Source organism: Citrobacter sp. TBCS-15 (assembly GCF_005280815.1).
Lineage (GTDB): Bacteria > Pseudomonadota > Gammaproteobacteria > Enterobacterales > Enterobacteriaceae > Citrobacter > Citrobacter werkmanii.
Map to the genome: position 1 here is coordinate 447,514 of NZ_SZWK01000292.1, position 23,878 is coordinate 471,391.

Annotated in this window: 22 protein-coding genes; 15 read left to right on the forward strand and 7 right to left on the reverse strand. The window is 52.0% G+C overall.

Annotation, left to right across the window (positions count from 1 at the left end; translation table 11 throughout):
• The first annotated feature begins 87 nt into the window (after positions 1-87).
• Positions 88-1,323, forward strand: coding sequence for an enterobactin transporter EntS (gene entS, locus FDW96_RS19710; RefSeq protein ID WP_042309873.1), 1,236 nt, complete (start codon positions 88-90; stop codon positions 1,321-1,323).
• 61 nt (positions 1,324-1,384) lie between these two features.
• On the opposite strand, the gene fepB is transcribed toward entS, so the two are convergent.
• Complete coding sequence (gene fepB / locus FDW96_RS19715; RefSeq protein WP_042309871.1) at positions 1,385-2,341, reverse strand: Fe2+-enterobactin ABC transporter substrate-binding protein; 957 nt, start codon at positions 2,339-2,341, stop codon at positions 1,385-1,387.
• 187 nt (positions 2,342-2,528) lie between these two features.
• On the opposite strand from fepB, the gene entC reads away from it, so the two are divergent.
• The 7 genes from entC (at position 2,529) to FDW96_RS19750 (ending at position 9,917) form a co-directional block, all read left to right on the forward strand.
• Positions 2,529-3,704: an isochorismate synthase EntC gene (gene entC, locus FDW96_RS19720; protein WP_079225054.1), complete on the forward strand. Its 1,176-nt coding sequence runs from the start codon at positions 2,529-2,531 to the stop codon at positions 3,702-3,704.
• A gap of 9 nt (positions 3,705-3,713) precedes the next feature.
• Positions 3,714-5,324 (forward strand): (2,3-dihydroxybenzoyl)adenylate synthase EntE, encoded by a 1,611-nt coding sequence (gene entE / locus FDW96_RS19725; RefSeq protein ID WP_137366319.1) that lies wholly within the window; start codon positions 3,714-3,716, stop codon positions 5,322-5,324.
• Positions 5,325-5,337: 13 nt separating this feature from the next.
• Positions 5,338-6,195 (forward strand): isochorismatase, encoded by an 858-nt coding sequence (locus FDW96_RS19730; protein WP_042309864.1) that lies wholly within the window; start codon positions 5,338-5,340, stop codon positions 6,193-6,195.
• A complete protein-coding gene (gene entA, locus FDW96_RS19735; RefSeq protein ID WP_137360481.1) occupies positions 6,195-6,950 on the forward strand; it encodes a 2,3-dihydro-2,3-dihydroxybenzoate dehydrogenase EntA in 756 nt (251 codons plus the stop codon). Before FDW96_RS19730 ends, entA begins: the two co-directional genes overlap by 1 nt.
• A gap of 2 nt (positions 6,951-6,952) precedes the next feature.
• Positions 6,953-7,366 (forward strand): proofreading thioesterase EntH, encoded by a 414-nt coding sequence (gene entH / locus FDW96_RS19740; protein ID WP_137349022.1) that lies wholly within the window; start codon positions 6,953-6,955, stop codon positions 7,364-7,366.
• Between the two features lie 184 nt (positions 7,367-7,550).
• The gene (gene cstA / locus FDW96_RS19745; RefSeq protein WP_006685575.1) at positions 7,551-9,656 is read left to right on the forward strand and encodes a pyruvate/proton symporter CstA; all 2,106 of its coding nucleotides are present in this window, start codon (positions 7,551-7,553) and stop codon (positions 9,654-9,656) included.
• Positions 9,657-9,719: 63 nt separating this feature from the next.
• Complete coding sequence (locus FDW96_RS19750; protein ID WP_003022064.1) at positions 9,720-9,917, forward strand: YbdD/YjiX family protein; 198 nt, start codon at positions 9,720-9,722, stop codon at positions 9,915-9,917.
• Between the two features lie 127 nt (positions 9,918-10,044).
• On the opposite strand, the gene FDW96_RS19755 is transcribed toward FDW96_RS19750, so the two are convergent.
• The gene (locus FDW96_RS19755; protein ID WP_137366170.1) at positions 10,045-11,133 is read right to left on the reverse strand and encodes an oxidoreductase; all 1,089 of its coding nucleotides are present in this window, start codon (positions 11,131-11,133) and stop codon (positions 10,045-10,047) included.
• A 132-nt stretch (positions 11,134-11,265) separates the two neighbouring features.
• Between FDW96_RS19755 and FDW96_RS19760 the strand changes: the two genes are divergently transcribed.
• Positions 11,266-12,426 carry a pyridoxal phosphate-dependent aminotransferase gene (locus tag FDW96_RS19760; protein WP_061381643.1) on the forward strand — a complete coding sequence of 387 codons (1,161 nt, stop codon included), beginning with the start codon at positions 11,266-11,268 and terminating at the stop codon, positions 12,424-12,426.
• Here FDW96_RS19760 and FDW96_RS19765 read toward each other — a convergent pair whose 3' ends face one another.
• The 4 genes from FDW96_RS19765 to dsbG form a co-directional block, all read right to left on the reverse strand.
• A complete protein-coding gene (locus FDW96_RS19765; RefSeq protein ID WP_042309856.1) occupies positions 12,427-13,044 on the reverse strand; it encodes a ParB/RepB/Spo0J family partition protein in 618 nt (205 codons plus the stop codon). It lies immediately after the preceding gene.
• The gene (locus FDW96_RS19770; RefSeq protein WP_042309854.1) at positions 13,029-14,252 is read right to left on the reverse strand and encodes a phosphoadenosine phosphosulfate reductase; all 1,224 of its coding nucleotides are present in this window, start codon (positions 14,250-14,252) and stop codon (positions 13,029-13,031) included. The genes FDW96_RS19765 and FDW96_RS19770 overlap by 16 nt, the downstream gene beginning before the upstream one ends.
• Before the next feature lie 162 nt (positions 14,253-14,414).
• A complete protein-coding gene (locus FDW96_RS19775; protein ID WP_042309852.1) occupies positions 14,415-15,311 on the reverse strand; it encodes a LysR family transcriptional regulator in 897 nt (298 codons plus the stop codon).
• A gap of 204 nt (positions 15,312-15,515) precedes the next feature.
• The gene (gene dsbG, locus FDW96_RS19780) at positions 15,516-16,262 is read right to left on the reverse strand and encodes a thiol:disulfide interchange protein DsbG (protein ID WP_061381644.1); all 747 of its coding nucleotides are present in this window, start codon (positions 16,260-16,262) and stop codon (positions 15,516-15,518) included.
• Positions 16,263-16,628: 366 nt separating this feature from the next.
• Here dsbG and ahpC point away from each other — a divergent pair, with 366 nt between their 5' ends.
• The 6 genes from ahpC (at position 16,629) to FDW96_RS19810 (ending at position 23,360) form a co-directional block, all read left to right on the forward strand.
• On the forward strand, positions 16,629-17,192 hold the full coding sequence (gene ahpC / locus FDW96_RS19785; RefSeq protein ID WP_004859485.1) for an alkyl hydroperoxide reductase subunit C: 564 nt from the start codon (positions 16,629-16,631) through the stop codon (positions 17,190-17,192).
• A gap of 239 nt (positions 17,193-17,431) precedes the next feature.
• Positions 17,432-18,997 carry an alkyl hydroperoxide reductase subunit F gene (ahpF, locus tag FDW96_RS19790; protein ID WP_137366171.1) on the forward strand — a complete coding sequence of 522 codons (1,566 nt, stop codon included), beginning with the start codon at positions 17,432-17,434 and terminating at the stop codon, positions 18,995-18,997.
• A 221-nt stretch (positions 18,998-19,218) separates the two neighbouring features.
• Entirely contained in the window at positions 19,219-19,779 is a 561-nt protein-coding gene (locus FDW96_RS19795) for a molecular chaperone (RefSeq protein ID WP_061381645.1), read from the forward strand.
• Entirely contained in the window at positions 19,769-22,039 is a 2,271-nt protein-coding gene (locus FDW96_RS19800; RefSeq protein ID WP_137366172.1) for a molybdopterin-dependent oxidoreductase, read from the forward strand. Before FDW96_RS19795 ends, FDW96_RS19800 begins: the two co-directional genes overlap by 11 nt.
• Positions 22,036-22,593 (forward strand): 4Fe-4S dicluster domain-containing protein, encoded by a 558-nt coding sequence (locus tag FDW96_RS19805; RefSeq protein ID WP_137366173.1) that lies wholly within the window; start codon positions 22,036-22,038, stop codon positions 22,591-22,593. The genes FDW96_RS19800 and FDW96_RS19805 overlap by 4 nt, the downstream gene beginning before the upstream one ends.
• Positions 22,593-23,360: a DmsC/YnfH family molybdoenzyme membrane anchor subunit gene (locus tag FDW96_RS19810; RefSeq protein ID WP_061381647.1), complete on the forward strand. Its 768-nt coding sequence runs from the start codon at positions 22,593-22,595 to the stop codon at positions 23,358-23,360. The genes FDW96_RS19805 and FDW96_RS19810 overlap by 1 nt, the downstream gene beginning before the upstream one ends.
• Positions 23,361-23,430: 70 nt before the next feature.
• Here FDW96_RS19810 and uspG read toward each other — a convergent pair whose 3' ends face one another.
• A complete protein-coding gene (gene uspG / locus FDW96_RS19815; protein ID WP_016152215.1) occupies positions 23,431-23,859 on the reverse strand; it encodes a universal stress protein UspG in 429 nt (142 codons plus the stop codon).
• Positions 23,860-23,878 lie beyond the last annotated feature (19 nt).

The window sequence follows — 23,878 nt, forward strand, 5'->3', positions numbered from 1 at the left end:
GTAATTATCGTTATCGATCTTATTTGGATATGTTAGCATGTGCAGCCATCGAATGGATATTGAAAAAGTACCTGGTAAGGCTCTGTAATGAATCGACAATCCTGGCTGCTTAATCTCAGCCTGTTAAAGACCCACCCTGCATTTCGCGCCGTCTTCCTCGCTCGTTTTATTTCCATTGTCTCTTTGGGGCTGCTCGGTGTGGCGGTTCCGGTACAGATCCAGATGATGACCCAATCGACCTGGCAAGTCGGTTTGTCGGTGACGTTGACTGGCAGCGCGATGTTTATTGGCCTGATGGTTGGCGGCGTACTGGCCGACCGCTATGAGCGTAAAAAAGTGATCCTGTTGGCGCGTGGAACCTGTGGCATCGGCTTTATTGGTTTGTGTCTGAATGCGCTGCTGCCCGAACCGTCGTTACTGGCGATTTATCTGCTTGGTTTATGGGACGGTTTCTTTGCCTCGCTGGGCGTGACAGCTTTGCTGGCAGCAACGCCGGCGTTGGTCGGGCGGGAAAACCTGATGCAGGCCGGGGCGATTACCATGCTGACGGTGCGTTTGGGTTCGGTCATTTCGCCGATGCTTGGCGGAGTGCTGCTGGCGACCGGCGGCGTGGCCTGGAACTACGGGCTGGCGGCGGCAGGCACGTTCATAACCTTACTGCCTCTATTGAGCCTTCCTGCGTTACCTCCACCACCGCAGCCGCGCGAGCATCCGCTGAAATCGCTGCTGGCAGCATTTCGCTTTTTGCTCGCCAGTCCGCTGATTGGCGGCATTGCGTTGCTCGGGGGCTTGTTGACCATGGCGAGCGCCGTGCGCGTGCTGTATCCGGCGTTAGCGATTAACTGGCAGATGTCGAGCGCGCAAATAGGTTTGCTGTATGCGGCTATTCCTCTTGGCGCGGCGGTGGGGGCATTGACCAGCGGACAGTTGGCGCACAGCGTTCGTCCGGGACTGATCATGCTGGGTTCTACCGTGGCTTCGTTCCTGGCTATCGGCCTGTTTGGCTTGATGCCGGTCTGGGAGCTTGGGGTAGTCTGCCTGGCGCTGTTCGGTTGGTTAAGTGCGGTTAGTTCTTTGTTGCAGTACACCCTGTTACAGACGCAAACGCCAGAAGCGATGCTCGGGCGAATTAACGGTTTGTGGACGGCGCAGAACGTCACCGGGGATGCGATTGGCGCGGCGCTGTTAGGCGGTTTGGGGGCGATGATGACGCCCGTCGCCTCGGCAAGCGTGAGTGGATTTGGGCTGGTGATTGTTGGTCTGCTACTGCTGCTGTTGCTGGGGGAACTACGTCGATTCCGGCAAATGCCAGTGAATGCCTGATGGCGTTATGCTTTACGGTTTGCAGGCCGGATAGGGCGTTAGCCGCATCCGGCGCTGGCTTTTAAAAGAGAGCCGACAGACGTTGCAACAGCTGCGTCGCGCTGTAGTAGTCGAGACGGAAGGTTTCCGTGCCCAGGGCGTAAACACGTTTATTTTGCACGGCTGGCAGATGCGCCAGAAGTGGATTGGCATAAATGGCGTCGGCATCTTTGCTGTCGCCAGCAAACAGGAACAGCGCTTCGCCGTTCAGGCCTGCCGCCAGATTTTCACCGCCAAGCTGGATGATATCGTGGCGTTTTCCCTGGCTTTGGCTGGTGTGCAAACCGGCAGGCAGCGGTGCCAGCGTGAAACCTAACTGTTCCATCAGCTTGCCCTGCGCCGACTCAGGCGTCCAAAGATTGGCACTGTGCGCCGCAGCGGTATAGACCAGCGCGCTGACCGGCTGTGGTGGCAGGGTGATACGTTGCTTAACCGCTTGCAGTTGCTTATCAAATTCGGCAATACGCGCTGCTGCCTGTTGTTCCTGACCGGTAATTTCACCCAGTTGCGTCAGCAGCGACTGCCAGCTTTTGTCGTCGTAGTTGATGATAAGCGTGGGCGCGATGGTGGACAACTGATCGTATAGCGCGAGGGCGGAATCGCCGCCGGTGGCGCTGATTAGAATCAGATCCGGCATTTGTGCCGCTACGGCTTCAGCACTTGGTTCGCCGATGTACAGACGGCTGAGTTTGCGTTCCCTGGCCACGTCGCTCCATTGACGTAAAAAGCCCTGCGCATCGCCAATGCGGTTGTTCGGCGTGGTGGCGCCGCTGGCGATGACAGGGGCATCAATCGCCAGCAGCGAGCCGGTGAGGGTTACGCTGGTGGAGACAATGCGCTGCGGCTTATGCTCCAGCGTATGCGTGCCACGGCTGTCGGTGATCTGACGCGGCCAGTCGGCGGCGTGACCTAAAGAAACTCCTGAAATAAACACACCAGTCAGTAAAAGCACGGTGCGACAAAAAGAGGGGAGACTCACGAATCAGCTTCCTGTTATCAGTATGGTTAATGCTTCTCATTTTCATTGTTAGCGAGCAAGGATGCAAGCCAAAGTCGCACATTGTGCTGCCACAAGAGTTGACATACAGCCGCTTTGCTTTTAGGTTAGCGACCGAAAATATAAATGATAATCATTATTAGAGCCTTTATCATTTTTGGAGGATGATATGGATATGTCACTGGCCGAGGAAAAAACGCAGACTATGCCGACGCTCGCTCCCGACAGTTTTTTCTTTATGTCGCCGTATCGTAGTTTTACGACGTCAGGATGCTTCGCCCGCTATGCGGAACCGGCAATTGATGGCGATTCGCCAGACAGCCCTTTCCAACACAAAATGCACGCACTGTTTGCTGATGCCAAATCGCAGGGCATCGCTAACCCCATCATGGTCGGGGCAATTCCTTTCGATACCCGCCAGCCATCATCGCTGTTTATTCCCCAATCGTGGCAGAGCTTCTCTCGCACGGCAAAGCAGCAATCATCACGTTACTTTAACCGGCATCAGTCATTAAACGTGGTTGAGCGTAAATCGATTCCGGAACAGGACTTTTTTGAAGAGATGGTTGCCCGGGCGGCGGCGCTGACGGCAACCCCGGAAGTCGACAAAGTGGTGTTGTCACGCCTGATCGATATCACCACCGATGCCAATATTGACAGTGGGGCGTTACTTGAACGCCTGGTGGCGCAAAATCCGGCGAGTTACAACTTCCATGTCCCTATTGAAGACGGTGGCGTATTGATTGGCGCCAGCCCGGAACTGCTGTTACGCAAAGAGGGCGATCGTTTCAGTTCTCTGCCGCTGGCCGGCTCTGCACGTCGTCAGCCTGATGATGTGCTGGATCGCGAAGCAGGGATCCGCCTGCTGGCATCTGAGAAGGACCGCCATGAGCACGATCTGGTGACGCAGGCGATGAAAACGGTATTGCGCGATCGCAGCAGTGAACTGCAACTGCCTTCCTCTCCGCAACTGGTTACTACGCCGACGCTCTGGCATCTCGGTACGCCGTTTGAAGGTAAAGCCAACGCAGAGGAAAACGCACTGACGCTGGCGTGCCTGTTGCATCCGACGCCTGCGCTGAGCGGCTTCCCACATCAGGTTGCGCGCAAGCTGATCGCCGAGCTGGAGCCGTTCGATCGCGAACTGTTCGGCGGCATTGTCGGCTGGTGTGATGCTGAAGGCAACGGCGAATGGGTGGTGACGATCCGCTGCGCGAAGCTGCTGCGTAATCAGGTTCGTTTCTTTGCTGGCGCCGGAATTGTGCCTGCGTCTTCTCCGGTTGCGGAATGGCGTGAAACGGGAGCCAAGCTTTCCACCATGCTGAATGTTTTTGGACTGCATTAAGGAGTCATGATGAGTATTCCTTTCACCCGTTGGCCGGAGGAGTTTGCCCGCCGCTATCGTGAAAAAGGTTACTGGCAGGATTTGCCGCTGACCGACATTCTGACCCGTCATGCCGACAGCGACCATACGGCGATTATTGATGGTGAACGCCATTTGAGCTATCGCCAGCTGAATCAGGCCGCTGACAATCTTGCCTGCAGCCTGCGTCGTCAGGGAATCAAACCCGGCGAAACCGCATTGGTACAACTGGGCAATGTGGCTGAGCTGTACATCACCTTCTTTGCGTTACTCAAGCTGGGTGTCGCTCCGGTGCTGGCCCTGTTCAGCCATCAGCGTAACGAACTCAACGCCTATGCCAAACAGATTGAACCGGCGCTGCTGATTGCCGATCGCCAGCATGCGCTGTTTAGCGGGGAAGATTTTCTCAATACCTTTGTGGCTGAACACAATTCAGTGCGCGTGGTGCAACTGCGCAATGATGAAGGCGAACATAACCTGCAAAAGGCGATAGACCAGCCTACGGCTGATTTTACCGCGACGCCATCGCCTGCTGATGAAGTGGCGTACTTCCAGCTTTCCGGCGGTACCACCGGCACGCCAAAGCTTATTCCTCGTACTCATAACGATTACTACTACAGCGTGCGACGCAGTAATGAGATCTGCCGCTTTACCGGGGAAACGCGCTATCTGTGCGCGACCCCGGCGGCGCATAACTACGCCATGAGTTCGCCTGGCGCGCTGGGCGTGTTCCTGGCTGGCGGCACGGTGGTTCTCGCGGCTGACCCGAGCGCAACCCTGTGTTTCCCACTGATTGAACAGCATCAGGTTAACGTCACGGCGCTGGTGCCGCCGGCGGTGAGTCTGTGGCTGCAGGCGATTGCGGAGTGGGGGAGTAATGCGCAATTGGCTTCGCTGACGCTGCTGCAAGTTGGTGGGGCACGCCTTTCTGCCTCGCTTGCGGCGCGTATTCCAGCGGAGATTGGCTGCCAGTTGCAGCAGGTCTTTGGCATGGCGGAAGGGCTGGTGAACTACACCCGTCTGGACGACAGCCCTGAGCGCATCATCAACACCCAGGGCCGTCCGATGTGTCCGGATGATGAAGTCTGGGTTGCAGACGCTGACGGCAACCCCTTAGCCCAGGGAGAGACCGGACGTCTGATGACGCGTGGTCCGTACACTTTCCGCGGTTATTTCAAAAGCCCGGAGCACAACGCCAGCGCTTTTGACGCCAACGGTTTTTACTGCTCCGGCGATCTGATCGCTATCGATCAGGATGGCTATATCACCGTACAAGGACGTGAAAAGGATCAAATCAACCGGGGTGGCGAGAAGATCGCAGCAGAAGAAATTGAAAATCTGCTGTTACGCCACCCATTGGTGATCCATGCGGCCCTGGTCAGTATGGATGACGAACTGATGGGCGAGAAAAGCTGTGCCTGGCTGGTGGTGAAAGAGCCGCTGCGCGCGGTGCAGGTGCGCCGTTTCCTGCGCGGCCAGGGCGTGGCGGAATTCAAATTACCTGACCGCGTGGAGTGCGTTGAGTCACTCCCGCTGACCCCGGTCGGTAAAGTGGATAAAAAACAATTACGTCAGTGGCTGGCATCACGTTCACTGGCCTGAAGGAGAAATAGAAATGGCAATTCCTAAACTGCAGGCTTATGCGCTACCAACGGCGCTCGATGTTCCGGTGAACAAAGTCGACTGGGCATTTGACCCTGAACGCGCTGCGCTGCTGATCCACGACATGCAGGATTATTTTATCGGCTTTTGGGGCGATAACTGCCCGATGATGGAGCAGGTCATCGCGAACATCGCCGCGCTGCGCCAGTACTGCAAAGAGCATAACATTCCGGTGTATTACACCGCTCAGCCGAAAGAACAGAGTGATGAAGATCGCGCTCTGCTGAATGATATGTGGGGACCGGGCCTGACGCGTTCCCCGGAACAACAAAAGATCGTTGAGGCGCTGGCGCCGGATGAAGCGGATACTATTCTGGTGAAATGGCGTTATAGCGCATTTCATCGCTCTCCGCTGGAGCAGATGCTCAAGGAAACCGGACGTAATCAACTGATTATTACCGGTGTGTATGCTCATATTGGCTGCATGACCACTGCGACGGACGCTTTTATGCGCGATATCAAGCCGTTTATGGTCGCCGATGCGCTGGCGGATTTTAGTCGCGATGAACACCTGATGTCGCTGAAATACGTGGCGGGACGCTCCGGTCGGGTGGTAATGACCCAGGAGCTTTTGCCGACGCCGGTTCCGGCGAGTAAAGAGGCGCTGCGTAGCATTATTTTGCCGCTGCTTGATGAGTCCGAGGAGCCAATGGATGACGAAAACCTGATCGACTACGGGCTGGATTCCGTGCGCATGATGGCGCTGGCGGCACGCTGGCGTAAAGTTCATGGCGATATTGATTTCGTGATGCTGGCGAAAAATCCGACCATAGACGCCTGGTGGAAGCTGCTCTCCCGCGAGGTGAACTGATGGCCGGATTTGAGTTTGCAGGGAAAACCGTCTGGGTAACCGGCGCGGGAAAAGGCATTGGTTACACTACGGCACTGGCATTTGTGAAAGCAGGCGCGCAGGTGACTGGCTTTGATCGCGAATTTCCTCAGGATAACTACCCGTTTGCGACCGAAGTGCTGGATGTGGCCGATGCCGGGCAGGTGGCTGAGGTGTGCCAGCGCGTCCTTAAAGCGTGCGAGCGGCTGGATGTGTTGGTCAATGCCGCCGGTATTCTGCGCATGGGGGCCACTGACGCTCTGAGCGTTGAAGAGTGGCAGCAGACGTTTGCCGTTAACGTTGGCGGCGCGTTCAATCTGTTTCAGCAGACGATGGCGCAGTTTCGTCGTCAGCAGGGCGGGGCGATCGTGACCGTGGCGTCGGATGCGGCGCACACGCCGCGTATCGGCATGAGCGCTTATGGAGCGTCAAAAGCTGCGCTAAAAAGCCTGGCGCTCACCGTCGGGCTGGAACTGGCGGGCAGCGGTGTGCGCTGTAATGTGGTTTCGCCAGGCTCGACCGATACTGACATGCAGCGCACGTTATGGGTCAGTGATGACGCGGAACAGCAGCGTATTCGCGGGTTTGGCGAGCAGTTTAAGCTTGGTATCCCGTTGGGGAAAATCGCCCGTCCACAGGAGATCGCCAACACCATTTTATTCCTCGCCTCCGACCTTGCCAGCCACATTACGCTACAGGATATCGTGGTGGATGGCGGCTCAACGCTGGGAGCATGATGATGATCTGGAAACGCCATCTCACGCTGGATGAATTAAATGCCACCAGCTGCAACACCATGGTCGCGCACTTAGGCATCCTTTATACCCGGCTGGGCGATGATGTGCTGGAGGCCGAAATGCCGGTTGATACCCGCACGCATCAGCCGTTTGGTTTGCTGCACGGAGGCGCGTCGGCGGCACTGGCCGAAACGTTGGGTTCAATGGCGGGTTATCTGATGACCCGCGACGGGCAGTGTGTGGTCGGTACAGAACTGAACGCCACGCACCATCGGGCGGTTTCACAGGGCAAAGTGCGCGGTGTTTGCCAGCCACTGCATCTTGGACGGCAGAACCAAAGCTGGGAAATCGTTATCTTTGATGAGCAAGGACGGCGCTGTTGTACCTGCCGATTAGGTACTGCGGTGATGGGGTGAAGTCGCCCGGCAAAGTAAAATGAAATTGCAGGGTTAACAGGTAAATGAAGTGATCTAGTTAACACTGCAATGTAAAAATTCAGTGATACTTCGGGTTTGTATGGTTGTCATGTTGTTAAATTCAGAAAAGATGTTATAGAAACAAAATGTAACATCTCTCTGACCTGGACAACGGATAATCAATATGAATAAATCAGGGAAGTACCTCGTCTGGACAGTGCTCTCCGTTATGGGAGCATTTGCCCTCGGCTATATCGCATTAAACCGTGGTGAACAGATCAACGCGTTGTGGATAGTCGTGGCGTCGGTCTGTGTCTACCTTATCGCTTACCGTTTCTATGGCCTGTACATTGCGAAAAATGTGCTGGCGCTGGACCCAACGCGTATGACGCCAGCCGTGCGCCATAACGACGGTCTGGATTATGTTCCTACCGATAAAAAAGTGCTGTTCGGTCACCATTTTGCGGCGATTGCCGGGGCGGGTCCGTTAGTCGGACCGGTGCTGGCGGCACAAATGGGTTATTTGCCGGGGATGATCTGGCTGCTTGCCGGGGTGGTACTTGCGGGGGCAGTGCAGGACTTCATGGTACTGTTTGTTTCTACCCGTCGCGATGGTCGTTCCCTTGGCGAACTGGTGAAAGAAGAAATGGGCCCAACGGCGGGCGTTATTGCGCTGGTAGCCTGTTTTATGATCATGGTGATTATCCTCGCGGTACTGGCGATGATCGTCGTGAAAGCGCTGACCCACAGCCCGTGGGGAACCTACACCGTCGCGTTTACCATTCCGCTGGCGATCTTTATGGGGATCTACCTGCGTTATTTGCGTCCGGGCCGCATTGGCGAAGTGTCGGTCATCGGTCTGGTATTCCTGGTGTTTGCCATTATTTCCGGCGGTTGGGTGGCCGAAAGTCCGACCTGGGCACCGTATTTTGACTTTACCGGCGTACAACTGACGTGGATGCTGGTGGGTTACGGCTTTGTCGCTGCCGTGCTGCCAGTATGGCTGTTGCTGGCCCCGCGTGATTATCTCTCTACCTTCCTGAAGATCGGCACCATTGTTGGTCTGGCGGTGGGTATTCTGATCATGCGTCCGACGCTGACCATGCCTGCGCTGACCAAGTTTGTTGACGGTACTGGCCCGGTCTGGACCGGTAACCTGTTCCCGTTCCTGTTTATTACCATTGCCTGTGGTGCGGTATCTGGCTTCCACGCGCTGATCTCTTCCGGTACCACGCCGAAGATGCTGGCGAACGAAGGGCAGGCCTGTTTTATCGGCTATGGCGGAATGTTAATGGAATCCTTTGTCGCCATTATGGCGCTGGTTTCCGCGTGCATCATCGATCCGGGCGTGTACTTCGCGATGAACAGCCCGATGGCGGTGTTGGCTCCGGCGGGTACGGCGGATGTCGTTGCTTCTGCGGCGCAGGTGGTCAGCAGTTGGGGCTTTGCTATTACCCCAGACACCTTGCATCAAATCGCCAATGAAGTCGGCGAACAGTCCATCATTTCCCGCGCAGGCGGTGCGCCGACGCTGGCCGTTGGGATGGCGTATATTCTGCATGGTGCGCTGGGCGGCATGATGGATGTGGCGTTCTGGTATCACTTCGCCATTCTATTTGAAGCCCTGTTTATTCTGACGGCGGTTGACGCCGGTACACGCGCCGCACGCTTTATGCTGCAGGATCTGTTGGGCGTGGTATCACCGAGCCTGAAACGTACCGATTCACTGCCTGCGAACCTGCTGGCGACGGCGCTGTGCGTACTGGCCTGGGGTTATTTCTTACACCAGGGCGTGGTGGATCCGCTGGGCGGTATCAACACCCTGTGGCCGCTGTTTGGTATCGCCAACCAGATGCTGGCCGGTATGGCATTGATGCTCTGTGCGGTGGTGCTGTTCAAGATGAAACGTCAGCGCTACGCATGGGTAGCGCTGGTGCCAACGGCTTGGCTGCTGATTTGTACTCTGACTGCGGGCTGGCAGAAAGCGTTTAGCCCGGATGCGAAAATTGGCTTCCTGGCTATCGCCAACAAGTTCCAGGCGATGATCGACAGCGGTAATATTCCGGCGCAATACACCCAGTCGCAGCTGACGCAACTGGTGTTTAACAACCGTCTGGATGCGGGTCTTACCATCTTCTTCATGGTGGTTGTCGTGGTGCTGGGTCTGTTCTCGATTAAAACTGCGCTGGCAGCACTGAAAGAGGACAAACCGACGTCGAAAGAAACGCCGTACGAACCGATGCCGGAGAATGTCGAAGAGATCGTGGCGCAGGCGAAAGGCGCGCACTAATATTCTCTTCACCAACAAGCCCTCTCCTGAGCGGGGAGGGCATTTGTACGCCAGGGAATCACTATGTTTGAAACACTCGCTAAAGCCGGGAAGTATTTAGGGCAAACCGCCCGCTTGATGATCGGTGTGCCGGATTATGACAACTATGTTGAGCATATGCGCGTCACGCATCCGGATCAGACGCCAATGACCTACGAAGAGTTTTTCCGCGAGCGGCAGGATGCGCGCTATGGGGGGAAAGGCGGCGCGAAGTGCTGTTAATTTTTTGCCGGATGCGCTGACGCTTATCCGGCCTACAACTCCTCGAATTATTGTGAGCATTTGCCGTTATAATTAGTCGTCGTTGACCTGATAAGGCGAAGCCGTCATCAGGCAACCTGTACGATAGTCACACCGTCAACGATTCTACTTTCTCAAATGCTGCGCGCAGGGTATCTGGCGTTAACGTTACCGGCAGCGCATGAATAGATTCCACCGTGCGCAGGGTATGCGCAATCACCTTATCGATCTCAGCGCGATTTGCGATATCCACGTCTAACTGGGCCAGCCTGGTGGGGAGATTGAACCGCTGATAAGCGGTGACAAGTTGGGCCAGAACATCATCTTGCCCAAGTAATGCGCTCTGCACTAGAATGCCATACGCCACTTTGGTGCCATGGAGAAACTTCTCCGTTTGCGGGAGGACGGTCAGACCGTTATGGACCGAATGTGCCGCCGCCACACGGGTGTAGCGCTCGCCCAGACCACCAACCATGCCGCCGCCGGCTATAATCGCATCCACCACGTCGCAAAACGCCTGGGTTAGTTCACCACGCTGCTTATCTGCCAGTGCCTGCTCGCTGCTTTCCAGCAGGACGTCGCGGATGGCCAGCGCGCCGTTGATGCCCAGACGTACGGTAAGAGGTAACGTTTCTGGCTGGGGAGCCAGCACCACTGCCTCATACCATTTCGCCAGCGTATCGCCAATACCGGCCAGTAAATACTCTTCAGGCGCGTTGAGTATGATTCGTGGCTCAACCAGCACCAAAAAATTGGCATCGTCGAATATTTCGAAATGCAGCGCCTGACCGGCATCGTTGTACCAGACGGAAAGCGGCGTCCAGGCCGCGCAGGTGGCGGCAATGGTCGGGATCGCCACGAAAGGTAAATCAAGACGGCGAGCCAGCGCTTTAGCCGTATCGAGCAGTGTACCGCCGCCCACGCCAATCACGATGCTGCGATCATCTCCCGATTCTTTTGCCAGTTGAGCAACATCGGTTTCGCTGCAATGTCCCGTAAACAGTAGGTGCTTAGCCTCGGCAAGATGAAAAGCCTCTGGCAGATAAGGGCGCGCCGCATCGATGGCGCGCTCACCGTAAACCCAGACAGCGCGTGAGAGTTGGTCGGTTGTGAAAAAATCGTTGAGTCTCGACAAACTGCCGGGATGGGAAAAATAGTTGGCCGGGCCGGTGACGACGCGAATCTCGGTATTACTCATGTTGTGTTGTCCTTTTGGCTGTCCTGTCCTGGCAGGTTATATTTATATAGACGTCTGAACGTCTTGATTGCCAAATACTAGCATCGTGCTATAGTGGCTTCAACAACAACATCATTCGCTGGGATAACAATAATGAGTAATAACCCGCTGATTGTGCAAAGTAAACTGCCTAATCTGGGCACCACAATCTTCACGCAGATGAGCGCGCTGGCGCAGCAGCATCAGGCCATTAACCTCTCGCAGGGATTTCCTGATTTTGACGGTCCACACTTCTTGCAGGAACGTCTGGCATATCATGTTGCGCATGGCGCTAACCAGTATGCGCCGATGACGGGCGTGCAGCCGCTGCGCGAAGCCATTGCCGATAAAACAGCGGAGTTGTACGGCTATAAGCCCGACGCGACAAGTGAGATCACCGTCACGGCTGGGGCCACAGAAGCATTGTATGCAGCTATTACGGCGCTGGTGCGGCCTGGTGATGAAGTGATCTGTTTTGATCCGAGCTACGACAGCTATGCGCCTGCGGTGGCGTTATCCGGCGGCGTGGTGAAACGTATTGCGCTGCAACCGCCGTTATTTCGTGTGGACTGGCAGGAATTTGCCACGTTACTCAGCGAGCGTACCCGGTTAGTGATCCTCAATACACCGCATAACCCATCTGCGACCGTCTGGCAGCGCACTGATTTTGATGCGTTATGGCAGGCGATTAAAGAGCGTGAGATTTTTGTTATCAGCGACGAAGTTTATGAGCATATCTGCTTTGCCGCTCATGGACATGCGAGCGTGCTGGCTCATCCGCAGCTACGGGAACGCGCTGTTGCCGTTTCATCATTCGGTAAAACGTATCATATGACCGGCTGGAAAGTTGGCTATTGCGTTGCACCCGCCGCCATTAGCGCCGAGCTACGCAAAATCCATCAGTACCTGACGTTCTCAGTCAACACGCCTGCTCAGCTGGCGCTGGCGGATATGCTGCGGGAGGACCCAATACACTACCGCGAGCTGCCCATGTTTTATCAGAAAAAGCGTGATGTACTGGTGAATGCGTTACGCGACAGTCGACTGGAAATTCTGCCGTGTGAGGGGACGTACTTTCTGCTGGTCGATTACAGTGCGGTCTCAACGCTTAATGACGTTGAGTTTTGTCAGTGGTTAACTAAAGAAGTGGGCGTTGCGGCGATACCGCTGTCGGTGTTCTGCGCCGATCCTTTCCCGCATAAGCTGATCCGCCTATGTTTTGCCAAGCAAGAATCGACGCTGTTAGCAGCCGCAGAGCGTCTGGTTTCGCTGTAATTATTTCACTGTCCAGGCTTTGGAAAACCGACGGTCGGCAAATAACTCCTGCAGGCCGTTGATTTGTTTCAGTCGCAATACTTCGTCGTTATCCATGCCGAGTTCTTTAGCGATTTTTTCTTCACTCCAGCCCAGTTGCGATAATTCACGTACGATTTCCGACATGGCGTGGATTTGGTGGCGTCCGCGAGCGCGGTTGTGGCGGATTGTCGCCGCCATACGCTCATGACGATTGCGTTGCAGGCAGGTGACGGGCAGATAGCCTTTTAAGCGCGGTTTTAGCGATGCTTTATTTTTACCTAATTCATGGCGATGAAAACCGTCTACTATCTCATATTCTTCCCTGAATGATTCAACGACGACAATCGGCTGCGTGAAGCCATCCGCTTCAATAGATTTCAGCAGCAATTTTTTCTCTGGCGGAGCAACATTGTTCGGGTTGTAGTCGTTGGGATAAATATGGTCGCTTTTAACCCATAGCACGCAGTCTACCGGCTCTTCACGAAAAGGGCTGACGCTATGGATAGCTTTCCGGAATTCATTGATCGCTTCAATACGCTCTTCTTCAGACAGCGCAGAAAGAAAGTCCGTGAGTTCCTGAGTTAGTCGTTGCTGCATAAGATCCCCCATTCCTGGCGTTTGGTTTTCATTCGTTCAGTGTATCGCTGGTAGTTTTTCGTTTTTGTGGGACTGAACGAAAGTGCTCGACACCAGTAATCATTATTCAGGAGTACTTTGCAGATCCTTCTCCATGAGGGGATATCCCTGGAACCAATATCACTTTCCTGACTTTCCGGGATATTGTCCATACCTTTTTTCTTATACCACTGTATATAGACGGCGATTTTGTTGCGGTAATGCTCTGCGGTCTGTTCTGGCATGCTATTCAATAGCAGCATGGCGTACTCTTGCCAGCTTAAATGTTCAGGCTTGAGTATTTTCCTATGGCCATAAAAATGGTTGTCATGACCGGCGTAAATACCTCCGCTTTTAACACCGCTGACGCGGGCGCACATAGCCGCCCATCGCTGAGGCTCAATAACATGGTACAGCCACAGCCCCTGGCGTTGTTCAGGTCCAAAGGGTTCGCAAATACGCATATATCTTGTCGGGACCCCGGCCTGGTACATCAGATTATACAGGGGGTTACACGGCAATTTTGACTGCGCAAACCATGTCCAGATATCGGCTGTTTTCCAGTCATATAGCGGATAAATATACCAGGTGTGTCCACCAGGCGCAGCAGTCGTCCACGGCTTGTCATCGGCAAAACGTTGCTTGCGCGAATTAGCGATGGCCACAAAGCGATTATAGGACTCGTCCGCGCGAATGCCGACCATCATCGCGGCTGGTCGTTTATCTGAATACCAATCAGCGAACTCGCGAACAAATTGTTCAAACGTCATGCCGGGCTGGTAAAAAGAGAAATAATCAGGATCGGTTATGGCATCTTCCGGAGGCTGGCGAACCCACGGCGTTCCCGGTTCCCAACACTGCCATTCAGGTTGATATTGTGAAAGTGAGTTTTGTGTGGTCAGAGGTAACGCGACCCAATAAAAGCGTTCGATGACATCGGAATAACGTTCGCGAAGCGCCTGTACATAGTCGATAGTGCAGGAAAACTGGGCTTCCCAGTCGATAAATAACACGTCGAATTTTTTACCCGTCTGGCGGGCGCTTATGGCTGTCAGATGTAACATCAACCCTGAATCTTTCCCTCCAGAGAAAGAAACGCAAATACGTGGCAGAGCCTCAAGCGTCCAGGCAATACGTTCCTGCGCGGCTTCGAGAACGTTTTGATTCAGTGGTATTTTATAAACAGACATATCAAGTCCATATCCAGATTTTATTATTTACAGATATAATAAATGCTTGCAATAAGATATGCCAATTTCTCAAAGATGCAATGTTTTAATGTATTCATGATTTAAATGACTGTTTGTTAAGTTATACATATAACAGATTTGTCATGAAGGCTTTTTTTAATTTTATGGGCTAATCCTTTTAATATAATCAGCAAAAGACTGGTTGTTAAGCGAGGAACGATTGTACATTAAAAAAAGTTTAACCGGTGGTAATTTAAAATTAATGCTGATTTCTTTCAGGTTAAGTGCAGCGGCATTTTGCTCATAAATGATTGTAGGAATGATGCCAATAAGATCTGTGCTGGCAATAATATTAGTAATGGAAGTCAGTGAGTCACTGCTAAAACCAATTTTACGTTCTGGAAAAAGATCATTCGTTACAAACTGTTGCTCGTGGATACCGGGTTGCGTTGTGCTAAGCAATGTAAATTGCTCCCGCATGATTTCTTCGAGCGTGCTATGTGCAGACATTCTTGGATGACTACCACTGCATACCAAAGTGCATTCAATCTTTTTAAATAAGTTACATACAATAGAGCGGTTATGCACGGGAACCGTAGTTATCACCATATCTGCCTTCCGATACGCCAGTATATTCTCTGCGGTTTCTGCTGACATTAATATATCGTGGTGTTCAACTTCGATATCTGGATTTTTTCTTAGGGCATTGATTAATTCCGTTACCCCCAGTGTGGTGGTGATTTGCGGACTGTAGATAATGAATTTTTTTTTCAGACTGGAGTCATGCATAATATTAATGGTTTGCTCCAGCATATTCAGATTTTGCTCAAGATGATGATGAAGATTGACCCCCGTCACCGTAGGCGTAATGCCTTTACCGGATCGAATAAACAGGGGGTCGTTAAACTGTGTGCGTAGTCGTTGTAATGACTGGCTAACTGCTGATGGCGTGATATACAATGTTTCGGCAGCTTTGCTTATACTTAAATGTTGGTATATACATTCAAAAATGACCAGTAGATTCAGGTCAAATTTTTTGAGGTCATAGAGATTAGCCATCGTTATCTTCCTGTAAAGTTCTGTCAGGTGTAATTTGCATTAAGAATGTTATAAGTGAAATTATTCTATGAGTTTATGTTTGAATACTTAAAGTATGATGTACTGAAGCTAAAATAGCACAACAAGATTATTTCTTACGAGTAAAAAATCAGTGATGATGAGTGATTGAGATGAGAACGATAACAATCACTCATTTTGTTACCTTTATTTATTTCCCATGATAATGTTTAATTTTTCCTTATCGGGTAACCCGACTTCCTGTTGTAACGTATTGTCTTTACTCATGTAGTAGATGGCTGGCGTCACGTTTGCGCCCAAATCATCCATCAACTTTTGGTTGATATTGAGTATCTTCATCTGCTCGGGCGGGAGAGAGGCCGGAATTTCCAGCTTCATTTTGCCGCCAGAAGCTTCATAGTCATGCCAGGTTTTGGCCGGATCTTTTGCCGACAAGATTGCGACAGCTGTTGCCGGGCTTTCGGGTTTGATTACGCCCACTAACAGCGTACGCAGCTGAACTTTACCGGAATCGACCCACGGACGCGCCTGCTGCCAAAACTGCTTGCAATAAGGGCAGAAGGGATCGGCGAACACGTAGACAATTACCGGGGCCTCTTTATTTCCATCCAGAATCCACGAGGCTTTTTCCATTCGCTGCCACATCTCGCGCCCTGCTGGGGCATAGATCTCTTTTTCTATCAGCGTATTACTAAGATTTTCTCCTTTTTCGTTATACATATAACCGGAGATGGCATGTTTGCCGTCAGGAGTGACATAAATGGTTACTCCCATATCCTGGTATTTACCAAGATAACCTTTCATTCCACCTGGCGCGTCGAAGGGCTTCACGATGGTAATACCCTGTTTCTCAATGGCTTTAACAGGGGCCGGTAGCTCTTCGGCATGGACAATAGCGGGAAGCAAGGATAAGAGTAAGGTACGTTTAAACATTGATTTTCCTTATAAAATCAGAAGGAAAGGGGACTGAATTGCAAAACCTATCACAGCCATAGGTAAGATCGACAGTCTGTCGATTGCCCTTTCTTTAGTTGGGTGATGTAATCCCAATCGCTGTTACGACCTTTGTTAAGGTAATGTAGAGCGCAACACATAGCCAGCTCTGCTGGTACTGACGTTACCTGCGGGTAGCTCGGGTAATGAGGCTCCCTGCATAGGGGGCCTTTTTTACTTTTGTCTTTTAGGTTCGATTGAGTAAGTTGTTAGTTAACGCTTATTGATTTGATAAAGGAAACGCATTAGCCCTTTGAAGAGATTTTCGTTAACTTATCTCTCAACGAAAACACGGAGGAAGTACAGATGTCTTTGATTAATACCAAAATTAAACCTTTCAAAAACCAGGCGTTCAAAAACGGTGAGTTCATCGAAGTAACCGAGAAAGATACCGAAGGTCGCTGGAGCGTCTTCTTCTTCTACCCGGCTGACTTCACCTTCGTTTGCCCGACCGAACTGGGCGACGTTGCAGACCATTATGAAGAACTGCAGAAACTGGGCGTAGACGTTTACTCTGTTTCTACCGATACCCACTTTACGCACAAAGCATGGCACAGCAGCTCTGACACCATCGCAAAAATCAAATATGCGATGATCGGCGACCCGACTGGCGCCCTGACCCGTAACTTCGACAACATGCGTGAAGATGAAGGTCTGGCTGACCGCGCAACCTTTGTTGTTGACCCGCAGGGTATCATCCAGGCAATCGAAGTTACCGCTGAAGGTATCGGTCGTGATGCTTCTGACCTGCTGCGCAAAATTAAAGCCGCACAGTATGTTGCATCCCACCCAGGCGAAGTTTGCCCGGCTAAATGGAAAGAAGGTGAAGCGACTCTGGCTCCATCTTTAGACCTGGTTGGTAAAATCTAAAATTCGCTACGCCTTTCGCGCTACAGGTGCGTTGGCTACGCTTAATCACCCCGGTCACTTACTTATGTAAGCTCCCGGGGATTCATAAGCTTGCCGCCTGCCTGTAACGCGAAATTCTTGCGAATTAATCATTAAGCGGGTGCGTCGTGCCCGTTTTATTCCAACACCATGATGCAAACGTATTCAGACTGTCTGAACGAGGCCGCTTGCATGATGATGTTTTCAGAGAGGGAAGAAGAATGCTCGACACAAATATGAAAACCCAGCTCAGGGCTTACCTTGAGAAACTGACCAAACCTGTTGAGCTGATTGCTACGCTGGATGACAGCGCTAAATCGGCAGAAATCAAGGAACTGCTGACTGAAATTGCTGAACTGTCAGAGAAAGTCACCTTTAACGAAGACAATACTCTGCCGGTACGTAAGCCATCGTTCCTGATTACTAATCCTGGCTCTCATCAGGGGCCGCGCTTTGCGGGTTCTCCGCTGGGCCATGAGTTTACCTCGCTGGTGCTCGCGCTGTTGTGGACGGGCGGTCATCCGTCAAAAGAGGCGCAGGCGTTGCTGGAGCAGATCCGCGATCTCGACGGCGATTTTGAGTTTGAAACCTATTATTCACTCTCCTGCCATAACTGTCCGGACGTGGTGCAGGCGCTGAACCTGATGTCGGTACTGAACCCACGCATCAAGCATACGGCGATTGATGGCGGTACTTTCCAGAACGAAATCACCGATCGCAACGTGATGGGCGTTCCGGCGGTATTTATGAACGGTAAAGAGTTCGGCCAGGGCCGCATGACGCTGACTGAGATCGTGGCGAAAGTGGATACCGGCGCAGAGAAACGTGCGGCTGAAGAGTTGAACACGCGTGATGCCTATGACGTACTGATTGTTGGTTCCGGCCCTGCGGGAGCTGCTGCTGCGGTTTACTCTGCACGTAAAGGTATCCGCACCGGTCTGATGGGCGAACGTTTTGGCGGTCAGGTCCTGGATACCGTTGATATTGAAAACTATATCTCGGTGCCAAAAACCGAAGGCCAGAAACTGGCGGGCGCGCTGAAAGCACACGTCGATGACTATGATGTTGATGTTATCGATAGCCAAAGCGCCAGCAAATTGATTCCTGCGGCGCAGGAAGGTGGTCTGCATCAGATTGAAACAGCATCCGGCGCGGTGCTGAAAGCGCGCAGCATTATCATCGCGACCGGCGCGAAGTGGCGCAACATGAACGTTCCGGGTGAAGATCAGTATCGCACTAAAGGCGTAACCTATTGCCCGCACTGTGATGGCCCGCTGTTTAAAGGCAAGCGTGTGGCGGTGATTGGCGGCGGTAACTCCGGTGTTGAAGCCGCTATCGACCTGGCGGGCATCGTTGAACATGTGACGCTGCTGGAGTTTGCTCCTGAAATGAAGGCCGATCAGGTACTGCAGAATAAACTACGCAGTCTGAAAAATGTCGACATCATTTTGAATGCGCAAACGACAGAAGTAAAAGGCGATGGCAGCAAAGTGACTGGTCTTGAGTATCGTGACCGCGTAAGCGGAGATATTCATAGTGTGGAGCTGGCAGGTATCTTTGTACAGATTGGTCTGCTGCCGAACACCAACTGGCTGGAAGGCGCCGTTGAACGCAACCGCATGGGTGAAATTATCATCGATGCGAAGTGCGAAACCAGCGTGAAAGGTGTTTTCGCTGCGGGTGACTGCACAACCGTACCGTATAAGCAGATCATCATCGCGACAGGCGAAGGCGCGAAAGCCTCGTTAAGCTCTTTTGATTATCTGATTCGCACAACAGTAGCATAAAAAAGTAAGACTCACCTGCATGCCAAAACCGCCAGTCATCCGCTGGCGGTTTTTTATTTCCGCGCTTTCAGATTGTCAATTCTTGAAACAATAAACTGCATTAAATATTCATTTAATTAGCCTGATCATTAGTTTCATCAAAAAAAGAATAGGCATTTTCTTTATTATATTAACCTGCACTATGTTTTCATTTCTTGTGTGAATAAATGGTTGGTTAATTCATGGGTGAAATATATGAAACCCTGACGATCTTTGAATCGACAGGGTTATTGTTGCGTGATTTTTTTATTTCTTCTGATAGTAATACGCTGAAAAAAGCTTATTCCGCGCTGGATACAAATGCCTCGACGTTGACAGAGCACGAGTGGCTGCAAGCGGAGTATGACTTCAATGCACTCTTTATCGGGCCGCAGGCGCTCAAGGCCGCACCGTTTGCTTCAGTTTATCTCGAAGAAGATGCTCTTGTTATGGGTCAATCAACCCTGAGTATTCGGGAATTCATGGCAAATATCGGCCTATCTATAAATCATGTGAATAATATTCCTGATGATCATATTTCATATGTATTGGAGTTGGCCGTTTTATTATCGGTAAACGCCCGGGCATCAGCAGAATATCAGACTGTCCTCACTCGATATGTAAATGAGTATATAGTGGTTTGGGTTCCCGATTTTATAGAAAAAATAAAGATAAATGCACAGACCGCCACGTTGAGAACCGTAGCGGGAAAATTGTCTTCTTGGCTTGATGAATTAAACACGAGAGTATCATATGAGCAATGAACCGGGAGTTCTGAACAGACGTTCATTTTTGAAAGGGTTGATTGCCCTTGGCACGGTGGCTGCCCTACCAGGGGGACTGCTGACTTCACGTTGCGCATTAGCGCAACCGCCCATTCCTTTTAACCCGAAAACCTACAAAATTTATCGCAACGCCTGTCCGCGTAACTGCTATGACACCTGTAGCCTGAAAACATGGGTGAAGGACGATGTCATCACCTTTGTGGAAGGCGCGCCTGAGTCAACGTTTACTCATGGAGCACCCTGTGTTAAAGGGTTGAGCTACCCGCGTCGGGTATACAGCCCGGATCGCATTAAATATCCAATGGTTCAGGATGTTCGCGGTAGCGGTAACTGGCGTCGTATTTCCTGGGACGAAGCAATGCAGCGCATTGCGACCAAGATGCTGGAGATCAAAAAGAAAGATGGTTCAATGCTGGGCCTGGCGATGACCAAATATTCCGGCAAATTCGGGGTATTGAACTATGCGGTTGAAGGGATGATGTCTTCGCTGGGTTACACCACCCGTTTTGCCGGAACGCCTTGTTGGCCTGCCGGTATCGATGCCCAGAACTACGATATGGGCGATATGTGGTGTAACGACCCGGAAGATTTTGTGAAAGCAAAATACATCATCATCTGGGGTGCTAATCCGGCATGGTGCTCAATGCACACCATGAAGTATATCTACCAGGCGCGGGAGAAAGGGGCGAAAGTGATCGTTATCGATCCGCTGTTAACGCAGACCGCCGCAAAAGCCGATCTTTATTTACGCGTTCGTCCAGGTTCTGATGGTGCGCTGGCGCTGGGTATGGCACGTCATTTGGTGGATAAAGGCCTGGTGGACCAGGATTTCGTCAACAACTATTCTCATGGTTACCCGGAATTCGAAGCCTATCTGCGCAACAGTGTGACCGTTGAGTGGGCGGCTGAAATCTGTGGTTTGTCTGCGGATGTCATTCGTCAATTGGCGGAAGAATTTACGGCGGTTAATCCTGCTACCGTGTGGATTGGTTATGGCATGCAGCGCCATGTTAATGGTGGCGCGAATGTTCGTGCCATTGATGCTTTCGTCGCCATGACGGGTAATATCGGTATTGAAGGCGGCGGCGCTCGTTATGGGCATCTGCATACCTGGGGCTTTAACTACAATGCCATGCTGCAAAAGCCACCGGTAGGCTCCATCGGTATGCCTGGAGCAGCGGGTACAACCAGTGAGTTCGGTTCTGCTGGGGCAGTGGCGCAATATTCCGATCGTTCTCTTAATATCAACCAGACCGCCAAAGGAATTCTGGAAGCCAACGAACCGCCTGTTCGTATGCTTTGGGTTGCCTGTAAGAACCCATTTGCTCAGGATTTTGATCGCAGCAAGATGGAAAAGGCGTTTGAAAAACTGGAAATGGTGGTGTGCGCCGATCAGTTCTTTAATGAAACCGTCCAGCACGCCGATATCGTCTTACCGGTCACTACGGCCTTTGAAGAGTGGAATGTTGATGCCTCCTACTGGCATTACTGGCTCTCTATCAACCAACCGGCCATTAAGCCGATGTATGAGGCGAAATGCGATCTGGAGATTGCCGTTTTACTCTCCCGGACGATAAATAAGCTGGAGCCAGGTTCTTGTACATTCCCGCAGGAGTTCGATCATAAGCGCTGGCTGGACCAGGAATTTAACGACGGGATGGGCAAAATGTTTGGCATCTCCTCCTGGGATGATTTGCTGGATGGCCCGAAAAAAGCCATTTTGCCGAGCTCTGCGGCCTGGTATGACCGTAAATTTAATACCCCCTCTGGAAAGTTTGAATTCAAATCTGAGCTATGTGAGAAAAATGGCCATACGGCGCTTCCGGAATACAAAGCGGAAGCGAAAAGCACGCTGCCATTCCACCTGTTTACACCGCATGTGCAGTTCGGTATCCATTCCCAATTTATCAACCTTGACTGGATGCAGGTCTTCTATCCGGAGCCGTTTGTCTATATGCATCCGATTTCTGCAGAAAAAAGAGGCATTGCCGAAAACGACCTGGTGAAAGTGTTTAACACCGTAGGTGAAGTAGAACTGCGTGCGAAGGTGACCGCTAACGTTCCGGAAGATTTCCTGGTGATGTACGAGGCGTGGTTTCCGAAACGGAAATACAACGTACAAAACGTGGTGGCGGATACCCCGGCCGATATGGGGCTGATGAAAACCGGTGCACCGGGTGCGGCGATCCACAGTCAGTTTGCGGATATCATTTTGGTAAGTAAAGGAGCAGCGGCATGAGACGCGCGTTTTTAGTCAATAGCGATAAATGCATCGGTTGCCGTGGCTGCGCGATGGCGTGTAAGAGTTTTAACCAGTTGGAGCCTGAACGTTTCTGGCGCTACGTCTATCCGCTGGATAAAGAAATTTATCCGCATGAAGAGCGGGCGTTCTACTCGCTGGCTTGCAATCACTGTGAAAACCCAGCCTGCCTGGCGGCTTGCCCGGTCGAGGCTTACACCAAACGTGAGGATGGTGTTGTGGTGCATAACACGGAACGTTGTATTGGATGCAAAAACTGTATCCGTAATTGCCCATACGGAGCGCCGCGTTTCAATGAAGAGACGAAAAAGGCGGAAAAATGCAGCATGTGCTACGAACGCCTTGACGTTGGTATGCAACCGGCATGTGTAAATGCTTGTCCGGTGGGGGCGCTGACGCTAATCGATCTGGATGCCGACCCGATACCCAACAATGCCGTCCAGTATCCGCCGGGGTTCCCACGCATGCCGCAGCTTAATCCGGGCACGCGTTTTATCCTGGCGCGTCAACCGAAGCAGCCGGAGGTCAAGTAATGGAAAAGTATGAACTTCCTCTGGTCATTTTTACCGTACTGAGTCAGATGTCGGTTGGGATCACGCTGATTTTGACGCTACGCAAGCTGCAAGGAAAACTGGAAAGCAAACGCTTGTACTGGCTGGTTACCGGTCTGGTTCTGGCGGCTGCGTCCGTGGCAGCGATCCTGCACCTTGCGCATCCGGACCGTGCCTACAACGCCCTGATAAACCTGCAGCACGCCTGGCTAAGCCGTGAAATTCTTGGCGCAACCTTATATGGCGCGGCGGTGGGCGTGACGTTCCTGGCAAAAGGGCACAAGGTTCCGGCTGTTCTGGCGTCTGTCCTTGGGATTGCGCTGGTGGCGGTACAGGGTATGACCTATGCCGCACCGGCGATGGTGGCGATCGCCAACGGTCTGACGATGCTACTGTTCTTCATCACCGTGTGGGTTATGGGTTGTGCGGCTATTCCGCTGCTTAATCTCGCACCTGCCATTGCCGCATTACGCCAGGGAATTGTTGTTTGTATGGCGGTCATGATCGCAGCCCCAATTATCTGGTTAAGCGGCGGGACTATTATGCAGATGACCGCGCATGCCTGGCTGACCTCGCCGCTTTATCTGGCGAGCCTGGTTTGTCTGGCGCTGGCCTTTGTGTTGAGTCGTCAGGGCGAACGTCGGGCAAAAGCGTTGTTTGTTCTGCTGTTTGTTGGCGTAATCCTCAGTCGTCTGACATTCTTTGGCGATACGGTCAGCACCATCGTGAACATCGGTCATTTGTATTGATTGCACGGTAATAAAAACCCCCTGTCAGATGTTAACCTGGCAGGGGGTTTTTACAGCAAATCAGACGTTATTAACGAACAACCAATACCGGCAGAGTAGCATGGCGGACAACGCTGGAGGCGTTTGATCCGAGCAGGTGGGTACTGATGGACGGGTTACGCGACCCAATGACCACCACATCTGCATTCAACTCTTCACCCAACTCGTTGACCACGTCACGAACGCTGCCAAAGCGCACGTGTTGTTTAATGCGGGAGGGATCGATGCTGAAGTGACCGACCATTGTTTGCAGACGCGTTTCCGCTTCGTGCTGCAGATGCTCTTCAAAACGACGAACGTCTGCCGCAAAGCGGTGCAGGCTTAAGCTCGCTGAGCCTGGCAGCACATGCAGCAGATGGATAACGCCGTTTTCCTGTGCCAGGAATTCTGCATGGCGAATAGCCTTGTCACTCAGTTCCATTTCGAATACATCAACAGGCATTATGATTGTGTTGTACATAAACATTCTCCTTGTCATT